General features: G+C 69.9%; 21 protein-coding genes. 14 read left to right on the forward strand and 7 right to left on the reverse strand.

Annotation, left to right across the window (positions count from 1 at the left end; all coding sequences use genetic code 11):
- Positions 1–22: 22 nt before the first annotated feature.
- Positions 23–343, forward strand: coding sequence for a hypothetical protein (locus HUG12_RS03320; RefSeq protein ID WP_179267413.1), 321 nt, complete (start codon positions 23–25; stop codon positions 341–343).
- Positions 344–421: 78 nt separating this feature from the next.
- Positions 422–1,702: an aminotransferase class V-fold PLP-dependent enzyme gene (locus HUG12_RS03325; RefSeq protein WP_179267414.1), complete on the forward strand. Its 1,281-nt coding sequence runs from the start codon at positions 422–424 to the stop codon at positions 1,700–1,702.
- A 79-nt stretch (positions 1,703–1,781) separates the two neighbouring features.
- On the opposite strand, the gene HUG12_RS03330 is transcribed toward HUG12_RS03325, so the two are convergent.
- The gene (locus HUG12_RS03330) at positions 1,782–2,444 is read right to left on the reverse strand and encodes a hypothetical protein (protein WP_179267415.1); all 663 of its coding nucleotides are present in this window, start codon (positions 2,442–2,444) and stop codon (positions 1,782–1,784) included.
- Positions 2,445–2,687: 243 nt separating this feature from the next.
- Here HUG12_RS03330 and HUG12_RS03335 point away from each other — a divergent pair, with 243 nt between their 5' ends.
- Positions 2,688–3,110, forward strand: coding sequence for an iron-sulfur cluster assembly scaffold protein (locus HUG12_RS03335; RefSeq protein ID WP_179270553.1), 423 nt, complete (start codon positions 2,688–2,690; stop codon positions 3,108–3,110).
- 140 nt (positions 3,111–3,250) lie between these two features.
- On the opposite strand, the gene radA is transcribed toward HUG12_RS03335, so the two are convergent.
- The 4 genes from radA to htpX all read right to left on the reverse strand — a co-directional run bounded on the left by radA (position 3,251) and on the right by htpX (position 7,486).
- Positions 3,251–4,282, reverse strand: a complete 1,032-nt coding sequence (gene radA / locus HUG12_RS03340) for a DNA repair and recombination protein RadA (RefSeq protein ID WP_179267416.1) — start codon at positions 4,280–4,282, stop codon at positions 3,251–3,253.
- 233 nt (positions 4,283–4,515) lie between these two features.
- Positions 4,516–5,127: a PspA-associated protein PspAB gene (pspAB, locus tag HUG12_RS03345; protein ID WP_179267417.1), complete on the reverse strand. Its 612-nt coding sequence runs from the start codon at positions 5,125–5,127 to the stop codon at positions 4,516–4,518.
- Entirely contained in the window at positions 5,127–6,158 is a 1,032-nt protein-coding gene (gene rmuC, locus HUG12_RS03350) for a DNA recombination protein RmuC (RefSeq protein ID WP_179267418.1), read from the reverse strand. Before rmuC ends, pspAB begins: the two co-directional genes overlap by 1 nt.
- 461 nt (positions 6,159–6,619) lie before the next feature.
- The gene (gene htpX, locus HUG12_RS03355) at positions 6,620–7,486 is read right to left on the reverse strand and encodes a zinc metalloprotease HtpX (protein WP_179267419.1); all 867 of its coding nucleotides are present in this window, start codon (positions 7,484–7,486) and stop codon (positions 6,620–6,622) included.
- A gap of 156 nt (positions 7,487–7,642) precedes the next feature.
- On the opposite strand from htpX, the gene HUG12_RS03360 reads away from it, so the two are divergent.
- The 8 genes from HUG12_RS03360 to HUG12_RS03395 all read left to right on the forward strand — a co-directional run bounded on the left by HUG12_RS03360 (position 7,643) and on the right by HUG12_RS03395 (position 14,222).
- The gene (locus tag HUG12_RS03360) at positions 7,643–8,866 is read left to right on the forward strand and encodes an inorganic phosphate transporter (protein ID WP_179267420.1); all 1,224 of its coding nucleotides are present in this window, start codon (positions 7,643–7,645) and stop codon (positions 8,864–8,866) included.
- 126 nt (positions 8,867–8,992) lie between these two features.
- A complete protein-coding gene (gene fer / locus HUG12_RS03365) occupies positions 8,993–9,382 on the forward strand; it encodes a ferredoxin Fer (protein WP_179267421.1) in 390 nt (129 codons plus the stop codon).
- 198 nt (positions 9,383–9,580) lie between these two features.
- On the forward strand, positions 9,581–9,775 hold the full coding sequence (locus HUG12_RS03370) for a hypothetical protein (RefSeq protein WP_179267422.1): 195 nt from the start codon (positions 9,581–9,583) through the stop codon (positions 9,773–9,775).
- A 62-nt stretch (positions 9,776–9,837) separates the two neighbouring features.
- Positions 9,838–10,491, forward strand: a complete 654-nt coding sequence (locus HUG12_RS03375; protein WP_345776997.1) for a metal-dependent hydrolase — start codon at positions 9,838–9,840, stop codon at positions 10,489–10,491.
- 92 nt (positions 10,492–10,583) lie between these two features.
- A complete protein-coding gene (locus HUG12_RS03380; RefSeq protein WP_179267423.1) occupies positions 10,584–11,267 on the forward strand; it encodes a hypothetical protein in 684 nt (227 codons plus the stop codon).
- 53 nt (positions 11,268–11,320) lie between these two features.
- Positions 11,321–12,391 (forward strand): prepilin peptidase, encoded by a 1,071-nt coding sequence (locus HUG12_RS03385; protein WP_179267424.1) that lies wholly within the window; start codon positions 11,321–11,323, stop codon positions 12,389–12,391.
- 297 nt (positions 12,392–12,688) lie between these two features.
- Positions 12,689–13,066, forward strand: a complete 378-nt coding sequence (gene hisI / locus HUG12_RS03390; protein ID WP_179267425.1) for a phosphoribosyl-AMP cyclohydrolase — start codon at positions 12,689–12,691, stop codon at positions 13,064–13,066.
- A 4-nt stretch (positions 13,067–13,070) separates the two neighbouring features.
- A complete protein-coding gene (locus HUG12_RS03395; protein WP_179267426.1) occupies positions 13,071–14,222 on the forward strand; it encodes a DUF7118 family protein in 1,152 nt (383 codons plus the stop codon).
- A gap of 16 nt (positions 14,223–14,238) precedes the next feature.
- On the opposite strand, the gene HUG12_RS03400 is transcribed toward HUG12_RS03395, so the two are convergent.
- Both HUG12_RS03400 and glmM read right to left on the reverse strand, forming a co-directional pair.
- Positions 14,239–14,799: a GNAT family N-acetyltransferase gene (locus HUG12_RS03400; protein WP_179267427.1), complete on the reverse strand. Its 561-nt coding sequence runs from the start codon at positions 14,797–14,799 to the stop codon at positions 14,239–14,241.
- Positions 14,800–14,879: 80 nt separating this feature from the next.
- Positions 14,880–16,241 carry a phosphoglucosamine mutase gene (glmM, locus tag HUG12_RS03405; RefSeq protein WP_179267428.1) on the reverse strand — a complete coding sequence of 454 codons (1,362 nt, stop codon included), beginning with the start codon at positions 16,239–16,241 and terminating at the stop codon, positions 14,880–14,882.
- A gap of 217 nt (positions 16,242–16,458) precedes the next feature.
- Between glmM and HUG12_RS03410 the strand changes: the two genes are divergently transcribed.
- The 3 genes from HUG12_RS03410 (at position 16,459) to HUG12_RS03420 (ending at position 18,712) form a co-directional block, all read left to right on the forward strand.
- Positions 16,459–16,794, forward strand: coding sequence for a DUF7344 domain-containing protein (locus tag HUG12_RS03410; RefSeq protein WP_179267429.1), 336 nt, complete (start codon positions 16,459–16,461; stop codon positions 16,792–16,794).
- Positions 16,795–16,941: 147 nt separating this feature from the next.
- Positions 16,942–18,366, forward strand: a complete 1,425-nt coding sequence (gene lpdA, locus HUG12_RS03415) for a dihydrolipoyl dehydrogenase (protein ID WP_179267430.1) — start codon at positions 16,942–16,944, stop codon at positions 18,364–18,366.
- A gap of 175 nt (positions 18,367–18,541) precedes the next feature.
- The gene (locus HUG12_RS03420; protein ID WP_179267431.1) at positions 18,542–18,712 is read left to right on the forward strand and encodes a hypothetical protein; all 171 of its coding nucleotides are present in this window, start codon (positions 18,542–18,544) and stop codon (positions 18,710–18,712) included.
- Positions 18,713–18,715 lie beyond the last annotated feature (3 nt).

Consider the following 18,715-nt stretch of genomic DNA (forward strand, 5'->3'; position numbering starts at 1 on the left):
GTCGCCCGCCGTCCGCACACCCATGGTCGACACCCGCCTGCTCGTCCGGATCGACGCGTTCCTGGGACTGTTCGCGCTCTGTCTGGTGCTCGCGACGTTCTATCTCGTCGTCAGGGCGCCCCTCGTCGGGTTCGCCGCGCTCGTCGTCCTCGGGCTCGGGCTGTACGGGCTCGGCTCGTACGTGAGCGGATTCCTCGACGGCGCCGGCGACGTCCCCGGGCTCTCGGTCGGCGACGGTGCGAGCGACGCCGCGGCCGGCGGCGTCGAAACCGACGACGTCGGCGAGGGGCGGGGAGGCGAACCGGGGGCCGCGATCGGACCGGACGCCGACGCCCGCGAGTAGCCCGGCGAAACCGCTCCCGGTTACGAACCGTCGCCCGGACCGAAGGGATGTTAGCCCTCGGACCCCTTTCCCCCGGTAATGGAACCCACTCAGGAACCGTACCCCCTCGACGTGGCGGCCGTCAGGGCGGACTTCCCCATCCTCGACCGGAAGGTCGGCGGCGACGCGACCGTCCCCGGCGAGGGCGAGGGCGACACGACGCCGCTCGTCTACCTCGACAACGCGGCGACCAGCCAGACGCCCGAACAGGTCGTCGACGCCATCGCGGAGTACTACCGCTCGTACAACGCGAACGTCCACCGCGGCATCCACCAGCTGAGTCAGGAGGCCAGCGTGGCCTACGAGGAGGCGCACGACCGCGTCGCCGAGTTCGTCGGCGCCGACGGGCGCGAGGAGATCGTCTTCACGAAGAACACCACCGAGGCGGAGAACCTCGTCGCGTACGCCTGGGGGCTGAACGAACTCGGTCCCGGCGACAACGTCGTGCTCACCGAGATGGAGCACCACGCCTCGCTGGTCACCTGGCAGCAGACCGCCCGGAAGACGGGCGCGGAGGCCAGGTTCGTTCGCATCACCGACGAGGGGCGGCTGGACATGGACCACGCGCGGGAGCTGATCGACGAGGACACGAAGCTCGTGTCGGTGGCCCACAGTTCGAACACGCTCGGCACGCTCAACCCCGTCGAGGAGCTCGCGGACCTCGCGCACGACCGCGGCGCGCTAATCTTCCTCGACGGCGCCCAGTCGGTCCCCCACCGCCCGGTCGACGTGAAGGAACTCGACTGCGACTTCCTCGCCTTCTCGGGCCACAAGATGCTCGGGCCGACGGGCATCGGCGTGCTGTACGGGAAGGAGGGGATCCTGGAGGGGATGGAGCCGTACCTCTACGGCGGCGACATGATCCGCAAGGTCAGCTTCGAGGAGACCCAGTGGGAGGACCTGCCGTGGAAGTTCGAGGCCGGGACGCCCAACATCGCCCAGGGGATCGCGCTCCACGCCGCCATCGACTACCTCGACGACCTGGGGATGGGGAACGTCCACGAGCACGAGTCGGTGCTGACCGAGTACGCCTACGACCGACTCGCCGAGTTCGACGACGTGGAGATCTACGGCCCGCCGGGCGACGAGCGCGGCGGCCTCGTCTCGTTCAACGTCGGCGGCGTCCACGCCCACGACCTCTCGAGCATCCTCAACGAGCACGGCGTCGCCATCCGCGCTGGCGACCACTGTACGCAGCCGCTCCACGACGTGCTCGGGACGGCCGCGTCGGCGCGTGCGAGCTTCTACGTGTACAACACGCGCGAGGAGATCGACAAGTTGGTCGAGGCCGTCGACGACGCGAGAGAACTGTTTGCGTAAACGGACGACCCCGAACGGGGACTCTGCGTCGATCCCAGCGGCTTCCTTCCACGAAAAAGAGCGAACTCGGAGGACCGCTCTATTCCCACCGTTCCTCGGTTGCAGCGACGGGGATGTTTCGGACGGAGAAGGTTTCCCCACTCAGCTCGACCGTCACGTCGATCGTATCCGGAAGGAACTCTTCGAGTTGAGAGAACTGAAACGGCGGGCTCTGAATCATTCCCGGTGATGAGGACTTGCTGGCATCAACGGGGTATTCAACCGCGATCCATCTAACGTGGTCCGGGAACTCTTGATCTGTTGGGGTTGCCCGAACTGCCACACGTAGTCTCGTTGCATCCTCCCCAAACTCCTGACTTACTTGTTGGGACACTAGTTCACGGGCCTTTTGGCTGGCCTCAGAGAGTACGGCCCTCGTGAATGAAACCTCGTACGTGGGGCTCACCTTCTCTTTCGCCGTTTCATCACGAATCCCTTGCTTTTGTCTCGTGATTGGCTCGCCATTTTGTAGGAAAGTAGGCGGTTTTCGTTGCTGTTGCTGATCCACCTCTGAATTGAGATGTATGCCTGCGACGTGCTCCGTGAGTCCCGACTCGACGATGGCGTTTTCGACGGTTTCGGGGGCGACAGCAAACTCGTCAGCTATTTTCTCGACGGATTCTCCCCCAGTTAAAAGCTGTCCGACAGCAGCAGCGACACGCCGATCTGCGTGCAGGAGGACGAACTCATTTACTTCAGTCATTTTTAGAGGTAAACGGCGGTGGTATATACAATCTTTGGCGGTTTCTGTCTGTTATTGTTAGTCACCAATCCGCACCTCGAATTGATTTTCAATATTTTCGACTGCAATCCAATTCGAGGTTGAGCTCACAGAGAACAGAGGTGTCCACAAAACCACTTCTCTGTCGCTCACGAACGAACGCAACCCAAAAGGTGGGGCGGTAGGCTTTTCGGGCCGACTCGCCTAGGTCGGTCAACAATGGGAATCGGCGGCGGCTCCGACATGTATCGCCAGCAGATCCTCGACCACTACAAGAACCCCCGCAACTACGGCGAGATGGACGACCCGACGTTCTCGCACGTCGGCGAGAACCCCTCCTGCGGGGACACCATCAGGGTCGACGTCCGGCTGGCCGACGACGGCGAGACCATCGAACGCGTCGCGTTCTCGGGCGACGGCTGCGCCATCTCGCAGGCCTCGGCGTCGATGCTCTCCCAGCGCCTCCGCGGGATGACCCTGGAGGAACTGGACGAACTGGACACCGAGGACGTCACCGAGATGCTCGGCGTCGACATCTCCCCGATGCGGATCAAGTGCGCCGTGCTCGCCCGGCAGGTCGCACAGGACGGCGCGAAGCTTCACGAGGGCGACCTCGAGGACCTCGACGTGACGAAGACGGAGGACTGACGCGGTCGCCGTCCCCGCTTCGATTCCCGCTCACCGGTTTTGCGGATTCCCACGGCGAAGAGCCCCGCCGCTGCGGGGCGTAGTGCTCGAGGGGAAAGCCGAAACGGGGGAGCGCGTCGTCCGCGAGGTACGCTGGCCGACTACTCCGGCTTGAGCCCCTCGTCCTGGACGCGCATGATCGACTCGCCGTCGGCCAGGTTCGGCGCGTCGACGAGCTTCACGATGCGCTTGTCGCCCTTCGACTTGCGGAGGTACATCCGGAACGTGGAGGTGTGCCCGAGGATGTTCCCGCCGATGGGCTGGGTCGGGTCGCCGAAGTAGGAGTCGGGGTTGGAGGCGACCTGGTTCGTCACGAGCACGACCGAGTTGTAGAGGTTGCCCACGCGCATCAGGTCGTGGAGGTGCTTGTTCAGCTTCTGCTGGCGGTCGGCCAGTTGGCCGCGGCCGACGTACTCCGCGCGGAAGTGGGCCGTGAGCGAGTCGACGCACAGCAGTCGGACCGGGAACTCGTCGTCCTCGTGCTCGCTCGCGACCTCCTTGGCCTTCTCCGCGAGGAGGATCTGGTGGTTGGAGTTGAACGCCTTCGCGACGTGGATCTTGTCGAGCACGTCCTCGAGCAGCGCCTCCATCGTCTCCTCGTCGCCGGGGCTCCCCTCGATCTCGCGCTCCTCGAGCAGCGCCTCGAGGACCTCGTCGTCGAGCCCGCGCACCATGTCGTCGATGCGCTCGGGGCGGAAGGTGTCCTCCGAGTCGATGAAGATGCAGCTCCCCTCCAGCCCGCCGTACTCCTTCGGGAGCTGGACGTTCACGGCCATCTGGTGGGTGACCTGCGACTTGCCGGCGCCGAACTCGCCGTACACCTCGGTGATCGACTGCGTCTCGAGGCCGCCGTCGAGCATCTCGTCCACCTCGGGGATGAGCCACGAGAGCTTCCCGATCTGCTGGCGGCGTTCGAGCACCTGCGCGCCGGACTCGAAGCCGCCGACGTCGGCGGCCTTCCGCGCGCCCTGGATGACGTCGTTGGCGGTCGAGTCGCCGATGTCGGCGGTGTTGCCCAGCTCGCTGGGGCTGGCGACCGCGATGCTCTGGTAGCTTTCGAATCCCGCTTCGACGAGTTTGTCCGCCGTCGCCGGCCCGACGCCGGGAAGGCTTTCGAGGTCGTCTTCTGCCATCGTGATACCGGCTTGTGCGGCTCCACACATAAACCCCCGTTAACAGGGAAGTGGAAGTGAAAACGCGGGCAAGCGCCGGGGCTGTTCTGTCGGCGTCGCGAAGTTTCAGGGAGGAAGGGGCGCGCGTCGAGGGGGGACCCTACTTGTGGCGGACGGGCAGTGGTGCCGGACGGAGGGTCGTACGGGACGGACGGCGAGGTGGCGGCGACCGTCGGGTTCGACGGTCGCCGGACCTACCCCCAGGGATGGCCCCCGCGGCTGTCGGGCCAGAGCGGGTACCAGTACTCCTTGTCCGGTTCGAGGTCGAGTTCGCCGTCGAGCACCGACTCCAGTTTACCCTCGATCCGCCCGTCGTGCTCGCCGTTCTTCGGGGCGAACGGGTAGTAGGCGCCCCGCCGGAACGAGTAGATCCAGTAGGCTCGGTCGCTCGAATCTCTCGTCCGCTCGAACCCGAAGACGGCCGCGAGGAGCCGCGAGCCGTAACCCCGCTCGACGAACGTGTCGGCCGCGAAGTGGATGGAGGTGACGAGGTCCTCGGGGTCGTCGTCCGCGAGCACGACCCACTGGTAGCCGTGGTCGTCCGCGTGGCGGCGGAACTCCGTGCCGGTCTCCTCGCTCCCGGCGTGGAGGATCTCCTCGACCTCCTCGACCGTCGAGGCGAAGTCGGTGGAGTCGACCGAGGAGAAGCAGAGCGCCGCCTCCCCGACCGGGGCGAAGCCGAGGTCGGCCTCCATCGTCACGTAGGCGGTGCTCATCCCGAACAGGTCGTCCGGGTCGGCCTCGCGCGTGGCGTCGCTCTCCGCGCTGATGCCCAGCGCCGCCTTCACGGAGTCGAACAGCCCCATCAGGTTCCCTCCCCGTCGGCCGCCCCCCGACCGTCGGTTCCGTCGCGTCCCTCCGTCGAGCCACGTCCGTCCGTCGCGACCCCGTCGCCGGCCGCCAGGGTCGGCTCGTCGATCCGGTCGAACTCCCCGCGGAGCCGTCGGTACTCCCGGTCGACGTCCTCGGCCTTGTTCGCCGCGTTGCGGACGTGCGTCTGCAGGACGCCCCACTCGTCCTCGACGGCGGCGAAGGCCTCCCGGAGCGAGTCGAGCTGGTCGGCGACCGCCTCGGCCTCCTCGGAGAGCCGCCGGGCCTGCACGTCGGCCTTGATGAGTTCCAGCTTGTGGCCGAACGTGAGCGGCGAGACGACCTGGACGCCCTCCCTCGTGAACTCGCGCAGCATGTCGTACTCCTCGGTGACGAGGTGGTAGTAGACGCTCTCGGAGGGGACGAACGCGAACGCGAAGTCGGTCGTGCCCGCCGCGGGCCGGACGTAGTCGTCCGCGATCTTCGCCAGCTGCGACTCCACGTCGCCCGCGAAGGCGTCGCGGTAGCGGGCCGCCTCGGCCTCGTCGTCGGTCCCGACGGCGCGCTCGTAGTTGTCCAGCGGGAACTTCGAGTCGACGCAGACGAGCCCCGAGGAGGTGCGGATGTGGGCGTCCGGCGTCTTCCCGTCGACGACCCGCTCGCGGAGGCCGTACATCTCCGGCGGGAGGTGGTCCGAGAGCAGCACGTCGAGCTGTTCCTCGCCGAAGGCGCCGCGCTTGCGGGGGTCCCGGAGCATGCCGTCGATGTCCGAGTGGAGCTCCCGCATCCGTCCCGCGTGGTCCTCGATGCGGTCCACCTTCTCGACGAACTCGAGGTCGGTGAACGTCCGGCTGACCGCGGCGGTGAGCACGTCCGAGTCGACCTCGACGTCGGCGTCCCGGCTGCCGAGCGATCGGACCGAGAACCAGAGCCGTACGAGCAGGAGCGCGACGGCGAACAGGAGCGCCACCACGAGCGCGAGCAGCGCCGTCGTGGGCGAGAGGCCGCCGGACTGGAGCGGGAGCATACGCCCGGATACGGAAACTCCGCGTAAAAGGATTGGTTCGTATTCGTCCGAGAAGCCGAGGTCGGTGTTCCCGAAGTTCCGGCCATGACCTGCTCCGCCGGGATCAGCACGACCGCGAAAGCCCCCGCGGCTCTCGGGTCGCGGCGCCTCAAGCACCGCAGGCGAGCGACCGCAGGGAGCGAGACGAGGGTCACGCGAGAGAAGCGAGCGTGATGGTTCGAGACGGCGTGGCCGTCTCGTCACTCCGCGAATCGGAGATTCGCTGAGGCCGCGAGAGCGAAGCTCTCGCCCGCTGCCGAAAATCTCCGATTTTCGTGCACTTCCGAGGAGCCCGCTCCGAGGTAAACCGCAGAGCGTGCCGCGGACGGTCGAGCGCCCGGGGACTTTCGAGGCGTTCGTGGTCGTCGGAAACAGCTCATCGTGACCGAGAAGCCCTCACTCGTTTCAAAACCGAATCCGAATCAGACCGTCTCCAGTTCCCGCTCCAGGTCGCGGAGCCGCTGGACGCGGCTCTCCGTGGGCGGGTGCGTGGAGAACAGCTTCCCCACCACGCCGCTCTTCAGCGGGATGATGAAGAACGCGTTCATCTCGGAGGTCTCCCGCAGGTCGTCGTCGGGCACCTTGTCCATCCGCCCGTCGATGGTGAGAAGCGCCGAGGCGAGCGCGCCGGGCTTGCCCGTGATCGCCGCGCCGCCGCGGTCCGCGGAGTACTCGCGGTAGCGCGAGAGCGCGCGGATGAGGAAGAACGACACGATCCAGACGACCAGCGAGGCGGCGATGGCGACGAGCACGCCGCCGTTGTTGCGGTTGCGCCCGCCGCCGAAGAACGCCCCCCAGCGGACGACCATGAACGCGATCGTCGAGAGGAACGAGGCGATGGTCATCACCATCACGTCGCGGTTCTTCACGTGCGCGAGTTCGTGTGCGAGCACGCCCTCCAGTTCGTCGTCGTCGAGCGTGCGGAGCAGCCCGGTCGTCACGGCCACGGCCGCGTTCTTCTGGGACCGGCCGGTCGCGAACGCGTTCGGCACCTGCGAGTCGGCCACGGCCACCTTCGGCTTCGGCAGGTCGGCCTGCTGGCTCAGCCGGGTGATCTTGCGGTGCAGGTCGGGGTACTCCTCCTCGCTCACCTTCTTCGCGCCCATCGAGTACAGCGCGAGCCTGTCGCTGAAGAAGAACTGTGCGAGCAGGAACGGCACCATGAGGACGAGGAACCCGACGTACCTCGTCTGCGAGATGACCGCCGCGAAAACGACGTAGAGGGCGAACAGGAGGAACATCGTGAAGATCATTCGGCCGCGCAGCCCCCAGTCCGTCTTCCATTCCATGTCGGGTAGTAATCGCTTCGTGGCTTAAACGCTGTCGTGCGAGCGCGTGTCCTCCGAACCCCCTCCCCCGGTCACGCCGACGCCTTCGGTCACGCCGGGGGGCAACGCCCGAACGCGGGACGTGGCACTTATCTCGCGTCGGTCGTTCCTACCGGTGTGGTCGAGACACTCCTCCTCGTCGGGCTCGCGGTCGCGGTCTTCGTCGGTTTCAACATCGGCGGCTCCTCGACGGGCGTCGCGTTCGGCCCCGCGGTCGGCAGCGGCGTCGTCTCGAAGCTGACGGCGGCCGCGCTCATGACCGTGTTCGCCCTGCTCGGCGGCTGGACGGTCGGTCGGGAGGTCATCGAGACGATGGGCGGGGAGATCGTCCCGGCCTCCCTGTTCTCCCCCACGGTGAGCATCGCCGTGCTGTTCTTCATCGGCGTGTCGCTGCTGCTCTCGAACGTGGTCGGCGTCCCGGCCTCCACGTCGATGACGGCGGTCGGGTCCATCGCGGGCCTGGGGCTCGCGACGGGGCGGCTGAACGCCGAGGTGATGCTGGAGATCGTCGGCTGGTGGGTCGTCTCGCCGGTCGTCGCCTTCTGGCTCAGCGGCGTCATCGGCCGCTACTTCTACCCCTACCTCGTCGAGTGGTTCGCCGTGACCCGGAGCGACGGGGCGCTGCTCGCGCTCGACCGCTCCGGGACGCTCCCGCGCCCGACGCTGGGCCCGGGAACCACCCGGCGGGAGTTCCTCGGCACCGCGCTGGTCGTCATCATCGCCTGCTACATGGCGTTCTCGGCGGGGGCCTCGAACGTCGCGAACGCGGTCGCGCCGCTGGTCGGAAACGGCTCCATAAGCGCCAGCGAGGGGGTCCTCGTCGGCGCGGCCGCCATCGGAGTGGGCGCGTTCACCATCGCCCGGCGGACGCTCGACACGATGGGGAACGACCTCACGGAGATGCCGCTTCTGGCCGCGCTGGTGGTCGCGACCGTCAGCGCCTCCGTGGTCACCTTCCTCTCGGCGCTCGGCATCCCCGCCAGCTTCGTCGTCATCGCGACGATGAGCATCGTCGGCCTCGGCTGGGGGCGGGCGACGCGGACCTCGACCATCACCCAGACCGCCCGCGGGGAGGGGCCGCGGATGTCGGTCGGCGCGCTCGCGGCCGACGCGGAGGACGTGCCGACCGTCGGCGACCGGGACGCCGGGGCGTCCCCCGACGAGCACAACCCCCGACCGCGCCCGGCGCCCATCGGCGACGAGGAACCCGAGGACATCCCGCGTGCGGACGACCTGTTCGAACCGACCGCGACCGCCCGGGTCATCCTCCTCCAGAACGTCGTGCCCGTCATCGCGACGGTCGCCTCCTACCTCCTGTTCGCCTACGGGGGCGTCGTCTGAGGCGCGTCCCTGCACCCCCGCTTCCGCCCCCGATCCCGCGTTTTGGCCGGCCTAAACCGTCGTACCCATCGAAACCGGGGCCGGAGATAGCAACATCTAATTGGCCGGCCGCCGAAGCCGGACGTGATGCCCACGGTCGAATACCTCAACTACGAAGTGCTGGATGATCACGGCTGGGAGATGGACGACGACGACCTCTTCGGCGAGGCCGCCGACGCAGGCCTCGACGACGAGGATTACGGCGAACTCGAGGTCAACGAGGGCGAGTACATCCTCGAGGCCGCGGAGGCACAGGGGTACGACTGGCCGTTCTCGTGCCGTGCGGGCGCCTGCGCCAACTGCGCGGCCATCCTGACGGAGGGCGAGATCGAGATGGACATGCAGCAGATCCTCTCGGACGAGGAGGTCGAGGAGAAGAACGTCCGGCTCACCTGCATCGGGTCGCCCGCGGCCGATGAGGTCCAGATCGTCTACAACGCGAAGCACCTGGACTACCTGCAGAACCGCGTCATCTAGGCCTCGGAGACCGACTTCCGAGCCGTCCCGTCGGGGAATCGTCTGCGCGGTCGAGCGGCGCGCTCCTCCGGACCGGTTTCGACTCGCCACTCGCCTCGGAGGCTCTTCCCGACCGCTCGACCGGCATCCGGTCGACCGGGCCGTCCGCACTCCCGTCCGGCAGGTAAATCTTTCCTGAAGCGACGCGTACCGGCGGCCATGAGCCTCAGGTTCGGCCTGGCCGTCCTCGGCGTCCTGGAATTGCTCGCCCCGCGCCAGGTCGTCGACTTCTGGATGGATCTGGCGGTGACCGACGACGGCGACGTCGAACTGCGGCCGTGGGTGTACACGGCCGCGCGCGTCGAGGGACTCGTCATCGTACTCTGGTACTTGACCCGGCGACCGGACGAGTAGGTCGTCCCGGAGGGCGGCCGATCGACACGCTCAACCGTTCGTGTCGCCTTCGAACCGACCCGATGATGCTGCCGACGCACGCGCTGGGCGGAATGCTGCTCGCCCTGCCGGCGGCGCTCGCCGTGCCGGAGTTCTCGGGCGTCGCCCTCGCGGCGGGTTTCCTCGGCGGCGTGCTCCCCGACCTGGACATGTACGCCGGCCACCGTCGGACGCTCCACTACCCGGTCTACTACTCGGCGCTCGCCCTGCCGGCCGCGGCCGCCGCCGGACTGTTCCCGTCCGTAGCGACGGTCGCGGTCGCGACCCTCCTCCTCGCCGCGGCGGGCCACAGCGTCGCCGACGTGTTCGGCGGCGGGCTGGAGCTTCGACCATGGGAGGGAAACTCGCGGCGCGCGGTGTACGACCACCACCGCGGCCGCTGGATCGCGCCCCGTCGCTGGATCCGCTACGACGGGTCGCCGGCGGACCTCCTGCTCTCGGCGGCGATCGCCGCGCCCCTGTTGGTCGCGGTCGACGGCCTCGCGGTCGACGGCCCGTACCCGGCGCTCGTCGGCGGGACCCTCGCCGTCGCGGCCGCGTACGCGGCGCTCCGCCGCACGCTCCCGGCGGTCGCGGAGCGGGTCGTCTCGCTGCTCCCGGAACGGACGGCCGCGTACCTCCCGGCCCGATACCGGGCGAGCGGCGACGCCCGGGCGGCGTCGGCACCCGAACGGTGACGTCCTTAGCGTGCGTGGGGGCCAGTACCCGCGAGGAACGACGCGTGAACCGAGAACCGCCGGACGCGGGTGACCCGTCGGGAGGAGACTGAATGGTCGAACCGCTCGACGTCGGCGTCCTGTCGCTCCAGGTCGCCATCGCCGGGACGCTGTTGGAGGGAGTTCGCCGGCGGGACCCCGCCGCGGTCGTGAACGCGGCCGTCTCGCTGGGCGCCGCCTTCCTCCCCCTGGCGCTCGGGGTCGGCCTCTCGCTCGAGTTCGGCGAGGTCGGTCCGGTGCTCTCGCTGTGGATCGGCGTCGCCGGGTTCCTCCACTGTCTGGGGATGCTCGGCCTGTACGAGTCCGTCCCGTGGTGGGACCACGTGACCCACACGGTGTCGGCGGCGCTGGTGGCGGCGCTCGTCTACGCGGGCGTCCTCGTCGGCGCACGGCAGTCGCCCCACGTCCCCCCCGGCCCGCTCACCGTCGGCGGCGCGACGGTCCTGTCGACGCTCGCGATCGGCGTCTTCTGGGAACTCGTCGAACTGGTCGCCCGCGACGTCGGGGAGTCCCTCGACGTCGAACCCGTGCTCGTCCACTACGGGTGGCGGGACACGGCGCTCGACCTGGGGTTCGACGCCGTCGGCGCGCTCGCGGTCGTCCTCCTCGACGTCCGGTCGTTCGTCCCCCTCGCCGAGGCGTTCCCCGGCGCGACGACCGCGCTGCTCGCCTGGACCACGGGCATCGTCGTCGTCGGATCGGCCCTCATGGCGCTGGTCGCCCTGCTCGGCGGGTGAGCGCGGGGTCCCGATTCCCAACGGCTAACTCCCCGGGGGTCCCGTAGCCCGCAATGACCGTGCTCGGCGTCGCCACGCTGGCCGACCTGCTCCGCCTGCTGGTCGTACCGGCGTTCGCGTGGGCGGCCCATCGCGACGTCCGCACCCGACGGCTCCCGAACCGGCTCTGGCCCCCGCTGCTGGCGGTGGGGCTGCTCGCGCTCGCGCTCGACCTGGCCGCCAACTACCCGTTCGTGAGCTACGAGGGGCGGCTGTTTCTCGTCCGGACCGGCTTCGCGCTGCTGTTTCTCGTCCCGTTCTCGGTGCTCGCCTACCGGCTGGCCGCGTTCGGCGGCGCCGACATGAAGGCGGTCGTCGTCCTCGCGGTCGTCTTCCCGGGCACGCCCGAGTACATCGTCCCGACGGCGGTGCTCCCGGAAGCCACCTGGCTCCACGACGCCGTCTACCCGCTGTACCCCTCGACGCTCGGCGTGACAGCGATGTCCGCGCTGACGAACGGCGTGCTGCTCGGCGCGGCGTTCGTCCTCGCGCTGGGGCTCCGGAACGCGCTCGCCGGACGCCTCTCGACGGCGATGTTCGTCGGCGAGTGGACCGACGTCACGGACCTTCCCGACCGACACGGCTCGCTGCTCGACGCCGACGGGGTGGTCCCCTCCCGCGGACTCGACCTCGACGCGCTGCGGATGTACCTCCGCTGGCGGCGGGCGACGCTCGCGGACCTCCGCGCGGACCCGGACCGCCACCGCGACCCGGCGAGCGTGACCGGGACCGGCGAGCCGACCGACGGCGGCGTCCACGTCGGCCCGCGGACGGACGGCGGGGTGTCCGTGGGGGAGGAGTCCGCCGCCGAACCGGCCGTCGACCGGGAGGCCTCGGGCGGCGTGGCCGAGCGGGAGTACGACGACCCGTGGGCGGCCGAGCGCTTCCTCGACTCCATCGAGGGGACCGCGTACGGCACCGACCCGGAGACGCTCCGCGAGGGGCTCGAGACCGTCTCCGAGGCCGACGCCGTCTGGGTGTCTCCGGGGCTCCCGTTCGTCGTCCCGCTGTTCCTGGGGCTGGTGGTGGCGTTGGTCTACGGCGACGTGCTGACTGTGGTGCTGGCCGCTCTCGGGTTGCTGTAGGGTCCGGTTCGGGGTCGCTGGTTGGTCTGGTTCGCTTGTGGATCCCGTGAACGCCGACTTGCGGTTCCTGGGGACGGCCTCGAAAGCCCCCGGCTGGCTACGCTCCCGCGGCACGCTCTGCGCTCCTCGAACGCTCGCGTTGCTCACGCCCTCCGGTGCTTGAGGCGCCGGGGTTCGCGTAGCCAGCCGGCCCCTTTCAGTCCCACCCTGACCGCTCGCTCACCCGCCTCCCGCCACGGAACCGGACCACGGTCGGACGCACAAGACCTATCGGCCCGACGCGCCTCCTCTCGACCGATGAGTTCGACCACTGGGGACGTCAAGGTGGACTTCGGCGACGACGGGCTTGTCCCCGCCGTCGCCCAGGACGCCGACACGGGGGAGGTGCTGATGCTCGCGTACGCCGACGAGGAGGCGCTCGCCCGCACCCGCGAGACGGGCCGGGCGCACTACCGCTCCCGGTCGCGCGACGAACTGTGGGAGAAGGGCGCGACCAGCGGACACGTCCAGGAGATCGAGGAGGTCCGCGTCGACTGCGACGCCGACGCCCTCCTCTATCTCGTCGACCAGACCGGGGGCGCCTGCCACACCGGCTACCGCTCCTGCTTCCACCGCACCGTCGACGGCGAGACGGTCGGCGAACGGGCGTTCGACCCCGAGGACGTGTACGAGTGAGACGATGCCCGGGAGCGAGGCGGGCGACGACCCCGCGGCGGAACTCCGGACGGCGCGTCGACGGCTCGCGGACGCGGAGGCGGCCATCGCGGAGCGCGGCGAGTCCGACGTCGAACGCGTCCGCGACGCGACCGAACGGGCCGACCGGCTGTTGAACAGCTACGAGGGCTCGGCCACGGGGACGGGCGACTTCAAGGCGTACGTCGAGTTCCAGGGCGAGTTCGCCGACCTCGTCGAGGGGCTCCCCGAGGACCTGCCGGCGCGGGAGGCATTCGAGGCGGCGAACGAGGTCGTGGACCAGCGCCGGCTCTCCGAGTCCGACTTCGCGACCGCCCGCGACGCGCTCGCGCCGGCGCGTGACGTCGCCGAACTGCTCTCGGACCGCGAGGACGCCCGCGCGGCGGTCAGGTCGGCCGAGCGGGGCGCGGAGTCGCGGATCGAGGAGCTAGACGGCCGGATCGAGGACCGCGAGCGGGTGCTCGCGCTCGGCGAGGCGTTCGAGGCGGCGGGCGGCGCCGACGGCGACGTGGAGGCCCGTGTCGCGACGCTCCGGGAGACGGTCGGGGCGTACGACGGGGCGGTCCGGGAGGCGTTCCGGGAGTTCCGGCGCGAGGCCGGCGCGCGCGATTTCCTCGCGTTCGTCGCCAACACGGTCCACTACCCGCTCGTGCGGTTCGAGGCGCCGCCCGACGAACTGGTCGAGTACGTGGAGGGCCACGCGGTCGGCGAGGAGCCGGTGCCGGACCTGCTCTCGTACGCGGACTACTCGAGTTCGAAGCTCGGCCACTACGTCGACGACCCCGGGACGTTCCGGGCCCGCGTTCGGGTCCACCGCACGTACCTCGACCGGCTCTCGGCCGACCCGCTGACGGTCGGCTGGCCCGCCCCGCCGGCGGGGGAGCTCCGGGCGCTCGCCCGCGAACTCGTCTCCGTGGTCGCGAAGTTCGCCGACGAGGGAGTCGTCGCGGACGCCCGGACGCTCAAGCGGGCGGCCGCGCGGGACGACTACGACCGCCTCCGCCGCGTCGCCGTCGCGGAGGCCGACCTCACCGACGAGGAGCGACGGAAGCTGGAGTCGGGTGCCATCGCCGACGAACTGGAGGCCGCCCGCGCGGAGCGCGAGCGGCTGCGCGAGGCGCTCGCCGACGCCGATTGAGGGGTCGCCGCTCCCGTCAGACGGGTTTCCCGTACACCACCGTCGGATACGCCTCCCCCTCGACCTCGAAGGTGGCCTCGCCCCTGAGCGCGAACCCGCGCGACTCGTAGAAGCCGCGGGCGGCGTCGTTGTCGCGGAAGGTTTCGAGGACGACCGCTTCCGTGTCGGCGGGCAGGCGGTCGAGCCCGTCGGCCAGGAGCCGGCTTCCGAACCCCTCGCCCTGCCTGCCCGGGTCGACGTAGAGCGCCCGGAGCCCGGCCTCGTCCGCGCCGACGAACGGCTTCGCGAGGTCGGGGGTTCGGACGAACTGGGCGAACGCCACGACGCCCGGGTCGTGGCCGGTTCCGGAACCGGCGACTCCGGAGCCAGCGGCGTCCGGGTCGGCGGCGACGAGGAAGACCTGCCCGTCGCGCCGGGCGTCGGCGTAGCGTTCGCGGAGCGCCTCCCCCTCCGGGACCTCGAACCGGTCCAGAACGTCCCCCGGAAGGATGCCGGCGTAGGCGTCGCGCCACGCCGTGCGGTTCACCGCCATCGCGGCGCGGAACTCCTCCAGCGACTCGACCGGACGGACTTCCATACCGGGCGCTCGCGCTCGGGCGTGAAAAAGCGGGGCGTGCCGACGGACCGACCGGGGGCCGCGGGCCACTCGAACCGCGATCACCGGGCGGCGTCGAGCGCCTCGCGGACGTTCTCGGCCAGCCGTTCGGCGCGGTTGCGGTCGCGCGCCTCGGCGTAGATGCGCACCTTCGGCTCGGTGCCCGACGGGCGCACGAGCACCCAGGCGTCGCCGTAGTCGAGGCGGTGGCCGTCGATGGTGGTCGGGCGGGCGTCCGCGGCGGCGGCGTACGACTCGGCCGCTTCGAGCAGCGCGTCGAGTTCGGCCTGGTCCCCGTACTCGACGTTGAGCCGGACGTTGTAGTAGCCGCCGTACGGCGAGACGACGTCGCTGACCGGCCGTCCCCGCTCGGCGAGCAGTTCGAGGAACTTCGCGCCGGTGAACGCGCCGTCGCGAACGAGCCGGTGGTCCGGGAAGAAGACGCCGCCGTTCCCCTCGCCGGCGACCGGGACGGACTCGCCCGCGGCCCACAGCTCCCGGATGCGGGTGATGATGTTCGTCGAGCCGATGGGCGTCAGTTCCAGCGTCGCGCCGGCCTCCTCGCAGACGTCCACGAGCCGCTGTGAGACGTTCACTGCCGCGACGGTCGTGTCGCCCGCCGAGAGCCCGCGGGCCGCGAGCGCCGCGAGCGAGGCGTCGCCCTCGACGTAGTCGCCGCGCTCGTCGAAGAAGATGGCGCGGTCGGCGTCGCCGTCGTGGGCGATGCCGACGTCCGCGTCGGCCGCGCGGACGAGGCGGCCGAGGTCGTCGAGGTTCCCCTCGACCGGCTCCGGGTCCCTGCCGGGGAAGTGGCCGTCCGGCTGGGCGTTGACGGTGACGACCTCGCACCCGAGTTCGCGGAAGAAGCCGGGGGAGGTGAGCGCCCCCGCGCCGTGGCCGGGGTCGAGCGCGACCGTGAGGCCGGCGGCGGCGATGGCCTCCCGGTCGACCGACGCGAGCATCTCCTCGACGTAGTCGGCGTTCGCGTCGTGGACGTGCGTCGTGTCGCCCACCTCGTCCCACGCGGCGTCCGCGAACGTCTCGGCGAGCAGCGTCTCCTCGACCCGTTCGAGCCTGTCGACCGGGAGTTCGACGCCGTCCGCGCCGACGAGTTTCACGCCGTTGTACTCCGGGGGGTTGTGCGACGCGGTGACGAGCACGCCGGGGACCGCCGCCGCCTCGCAGTAGCGGACCGCCGCGGGCGTCGGAACGACGCCGAGGCGGTCGACGTCGACGCCCGCGCTGGCGATCCCCGTCGCCGCCGCGTCGGCGAACATCGCGCCCGTCGTGCGGGTGTCCCGTGCGAGCGCGACCCGGTCGGCGTCCCAGACGGTCGCGGCCGCCTTCGCGACCCGCAGGACGAACTCCGGGGTTAGCTCCTCGCCCGCGACGCCGCGGGTCCCGCTGGAGCCGAAGATCTTCATTCGGGAGGTGGTCCGACCGGTATCGGGATAGTGGTTGCGAACCGCGGCTCGCCCGGAGCCCCGGATTCGGACCGCCGTTCCGACGACGGGACGCTCGCCAGAGCGCCGCTTCCCCGCCGCATCCGAGGTCGTAGAAAAGGTTTTGTAAACACGGAACAATTGCCCCGAAGTATGTCGGCGAACCGAACGGTTTCGGCCGGGTCCGAGGGGGTCACCAGTGCAACGGAACAGGCGTGACCTGCGCACGGGAGCGGCGTTGCGGCTGCTCGCGAGCCCGCGGCGACGGGTAGTCCTGCGTCGCCTGGTCGACGAGGAGGACGGGGTCGCGTCGATCACCGAGCTCGCGGACGCGATCGTGGACGCGGAGTCCCCCCCGACGCGTCAGGAGCCGGAACGGGTCGACCGCGTCGTCGTCGACCTCCATCACGCCCAGCTCCCGAAGCTGGCCGACGAGCACGTCGTCGAGTACGACGCCCGAACCGGGAGCGTCAGCTACCGGCCGACCGAGTCCGTCGAGAAGCTGCTTCGGTTCCTCGACGAGGAACTGGAGTGAGTCGCCGGGTGAAGCGGGCCGTCGGCGGGGCGAGCCGGTAGCGGTCGGAGTCGTCCCCGGACGGCGTCGGCTCGCCGTCCGGGACGAGCGGTACGGTGCGTGCAATTCCTGCCAGTTTATCACTCCGGAGGCACAGGCGTTACCAAGATGGTCGTCGGAGACATCTCGACCGGCACGGACGTTGCTGTCATCGGCGCTGGACCCGGCGGGTACGTGGCCGCGATCCGCGCCGCACAGGAGGGGCTCGACGTCACTCTCGTCGAACGGGACGCCTACGGCGGGGTCTGTCTGAACCACGGCTGCATCCCCTCGAAGGCGTTCATCCACGGCGCGGACGTCGCCCACGAGGCGGGCAACGCCGAGGAACTGGGCATCCACGCCGACCCGGCGGTCGACGTGGCCCAGATGCAGGAGTGGAAGTCGGGCGTCGTCGACCGGCTCACCGGCGGGGTCGAGAAGCTCTGCAAGGCCAACGGCGTCAACCTCGTCGAGGGCACCGCCACCTTCGCCGACGAGAACAAGCTCCGGGTCGCCCACGACGGCGAGGGGCAGGGGAGCGAGTCGATCGAGTTCGAGCACGCCATCGTCGCCACCGGCTCGCGACCCATCCGGATCCCCGGCTTCGACTTCTCCGACGACCCGGTGCTCTCCTCGCGCGACCTCCTCGCGATGGAGGCGGTCCCGGATCGGCTCGTCGTGGTCGGCGCGGGCTACATCGGGATGGAGCTCTCGACGATGCTCGCGAAACTCGGCTGCGAGGTGACCGTCGTCGAGATGCTGGAGGACGTGCTGCCCGGCTACGAGGACGACGTGAAGCGGGCCGTCCGGAAGCGCGCGGAGGAACTGGGCATCGAGTTCCACTTCGGCGAGGGCGCGAGCGGCTGGCGCGGGACGCCCAACGGCGTCGTCGTCACCACCGAGACCGAGGACGGGATGGAGACGGAGTACGCCGGCGACGCCGTCCTCGTCGCCGTCGGACGCCAGCCCGTCACCGACACGCTCGAACTCGGCGCCGTCGGCCTCGAACCGAACGAGGACGGCTTCATCGAGACGGACCACCAGGCCCGCACCGAGGTCGACAGCATCTTCGCCATCGGCGACGTCGCCGGCGAACCGATGCTCGCGCACAAGGCCAGCAAGGAGGGCGTCGTCGCCGCCGAGGCCGCCGCGGGCGAACCCGCCGCGCTGGACTACCAGGCCGTCCCCGCGGCCGTCTTCACCGACCCCGAGATCGGCACGGTCGGCATGACCGAGGCCGAGGCCGAGGAGGCGGGCTTCGACCCGGCCGTCGGCCAGATGCCGTTCAACGCCTCCGGCCGCGCGCTCACGATGGGTGACTCGGACGGGTTCGTCCGCGTCGTCGCCGACGCCGAATCCGGCTTCGTGCTCGGCGGGCAGATCGTCGGCCCCGAGGCCTCGGAGCTCGTCGCGGAGCTCGCGCTCGCCGTCGAGATGGGCGCGACGCTGGAGGACGTCGCCGCGACCATCCACACCCACCCGACGCTCGCGGAGGCCGTGAAGGAGGCCGCCGAGAACGCGATGGGGAAGGCGATCCACACGCTGAACCGATAGGCCGACGCTCCGCCCGCCGGTCGAGGGCGACGGCGGCCCGTACACGACGACCGTACTCCCCGGTCGGTTTTTCGAAACCCGTCGACAGGTCGACTTTCGTACCTATCAATCGGACGTTTTTTCGTGTTGTCACTGGCCGAAATGTATATTGGCCGCTCCGGCGTCGATGCGCGTAATGGGGGAGGACCTGCAGTCCGGCGGAGAGCCCGAGTTTCTCGGCCAGTGCAGCGACTGCGGACACGTGTACACGATACAGGAACTGGAGGACGGAGAACTGAGACCGGTCGGCACGGACGGGACGTGTACGTGCGGGAACGACGGGTTCGTGATCCATCCCGCGGAGTAGGCC

This window comes from Halorarum salinum, assembly GCF_013402875.1.
Taxonomy (GTDB): domain Archaea; phylum Halobacteriota; class Halobacteria; order Halobacteriales; family Haloferacaceae; genus Halorarum; species Halorarum salinum.

Excerpts from the sequence above, each read along its gene's own strand:
- rmuC (WP_179267418.1), bottom strand. The coding sequence starts at position 6,158 with ATGCTCCCGCTCCAGTCCGGCGGCCTCTCGCCCACGACGGCGCTGCTC.
- HUG12_RS03375 (WP_345776997.1), top strand. The coding sequence starts at position 9,838 with ATGATGCTGCCGACGCACGCGCTGGGCGGAATGCTGCTCGCCCTGCCG.
- HUG12_RS03380 (WP_179267423.1), top strand. The coding sequence starts at position 10,584 with ATGGTCGAACCGCTCGACGTCGGCGTCCTGTCGCTCCAGGTCGCCATC.
- HUG12_RS03400 (WP_179267427.1), bottom strand. The coding sequence starts at position 14,799 with ATGGAAGTCCGTCCGGTCGAGTCGCTGGAGGAGTTCCGCGCCGCGATG.
- radA (WP_179267416.1), bottom strand. The coding sequence starts at position 4,282 with ATGGCAGAAGACGACCTCGAAAGCCTTCCCGGCGTCGGGCCGGCGACG.
- HUG12_RS03325 (WP_179267414.1), top strand. The coding sequence starts at position 422 with ATGGAACCCACTCAGGAACCGTACCCCCTCGACGTGGCGGCCGTCAGG.
- hisI (WP_179267425.1), top strand. The coding sequence starts at position 12,689 with ATGAGTTCGACCACTGGGGACGTCAAGGTGGACTTCGGCGACGACGGG.
- HUG12_RS03330 (WP_179267415.1), bottom strand. The coding sequence starts at position 2,444 with ATGACTGAAGTAAATGAGTTCGTCCTCCTGCACGCAGATCGGCGTGTC.
- htpX (WP_179267419.1), bottom strand. The coding sequence starts at position 7,486 with ATGGAATGGAAGACGGACTGGGGGCTGCGCGGCCGAATGATCTTCACG.
- lpdA (WP_179267430.1), top strand. The coding sequence starts at position 16,942 with ATGGTCGTCGGAGACATCTCGACCGGCACGGACGTTGCTGTCATCGGC.
- HUG12_RS03370 (WP_179267422.1), top strand. The coding sequence starts at position 9,581 with ATGAGCCTCAGGTTCGGCCTGGCCGTCCTCGGCGTCCTGGAATTGCTC.
- glmM (WP_179267428.1), bottom strand. The coding sequence starts at position 16,241 with ATGAAGATCTTCGGCTCCAGCGGGACCCGCGGCGTCGCGGGCGAGGAG.
- HUG12_RS03395 (WP_179267426.1), top strand. The coding sequence starts at position 13,071 with ATGCCCGGGAGCGAGGCGGGCGACGACCCCGCGGCGGAACTCCGGACG.
- fer (WP_179267421.1), top strand. The coding sequence starts at position 8,993 with ATGCCCACGGTCGAATACCTCAACTACGAAGTGCTGGATGATCACGGC.
- HUG12_RS03320 (WP_179267413.1), top strand. The coding sequence starts at position 23 with ATGGTCGACACCCGCCTGCTCGTCCGGATCGACGCGTTCCTGGGACTG.
- HUG12_RS03385 (WP_179267424.1), top strand. The coding sequence starts at position 11,321 with ATGACCGTGCTCGGCGTCGCCACGCTGGCCGACCTGCTCCGCCTGCTG.
- pspAB (WP_179267417.1), bottom strand. The coding sequence starts at position 5,127 with ATGGGGCTGTTCGACTCCGTGAAGGCGGCGCTGGGCATCAGCGCGGAG.
- HUG12_RS03420 (WP_179267431.1), top strand. The coding sequence starts at position 18,542 with ATGGGGGAGGACCTGCAGTCCGGCGGAGAGCCCGAGTTTCTCGGCCAG.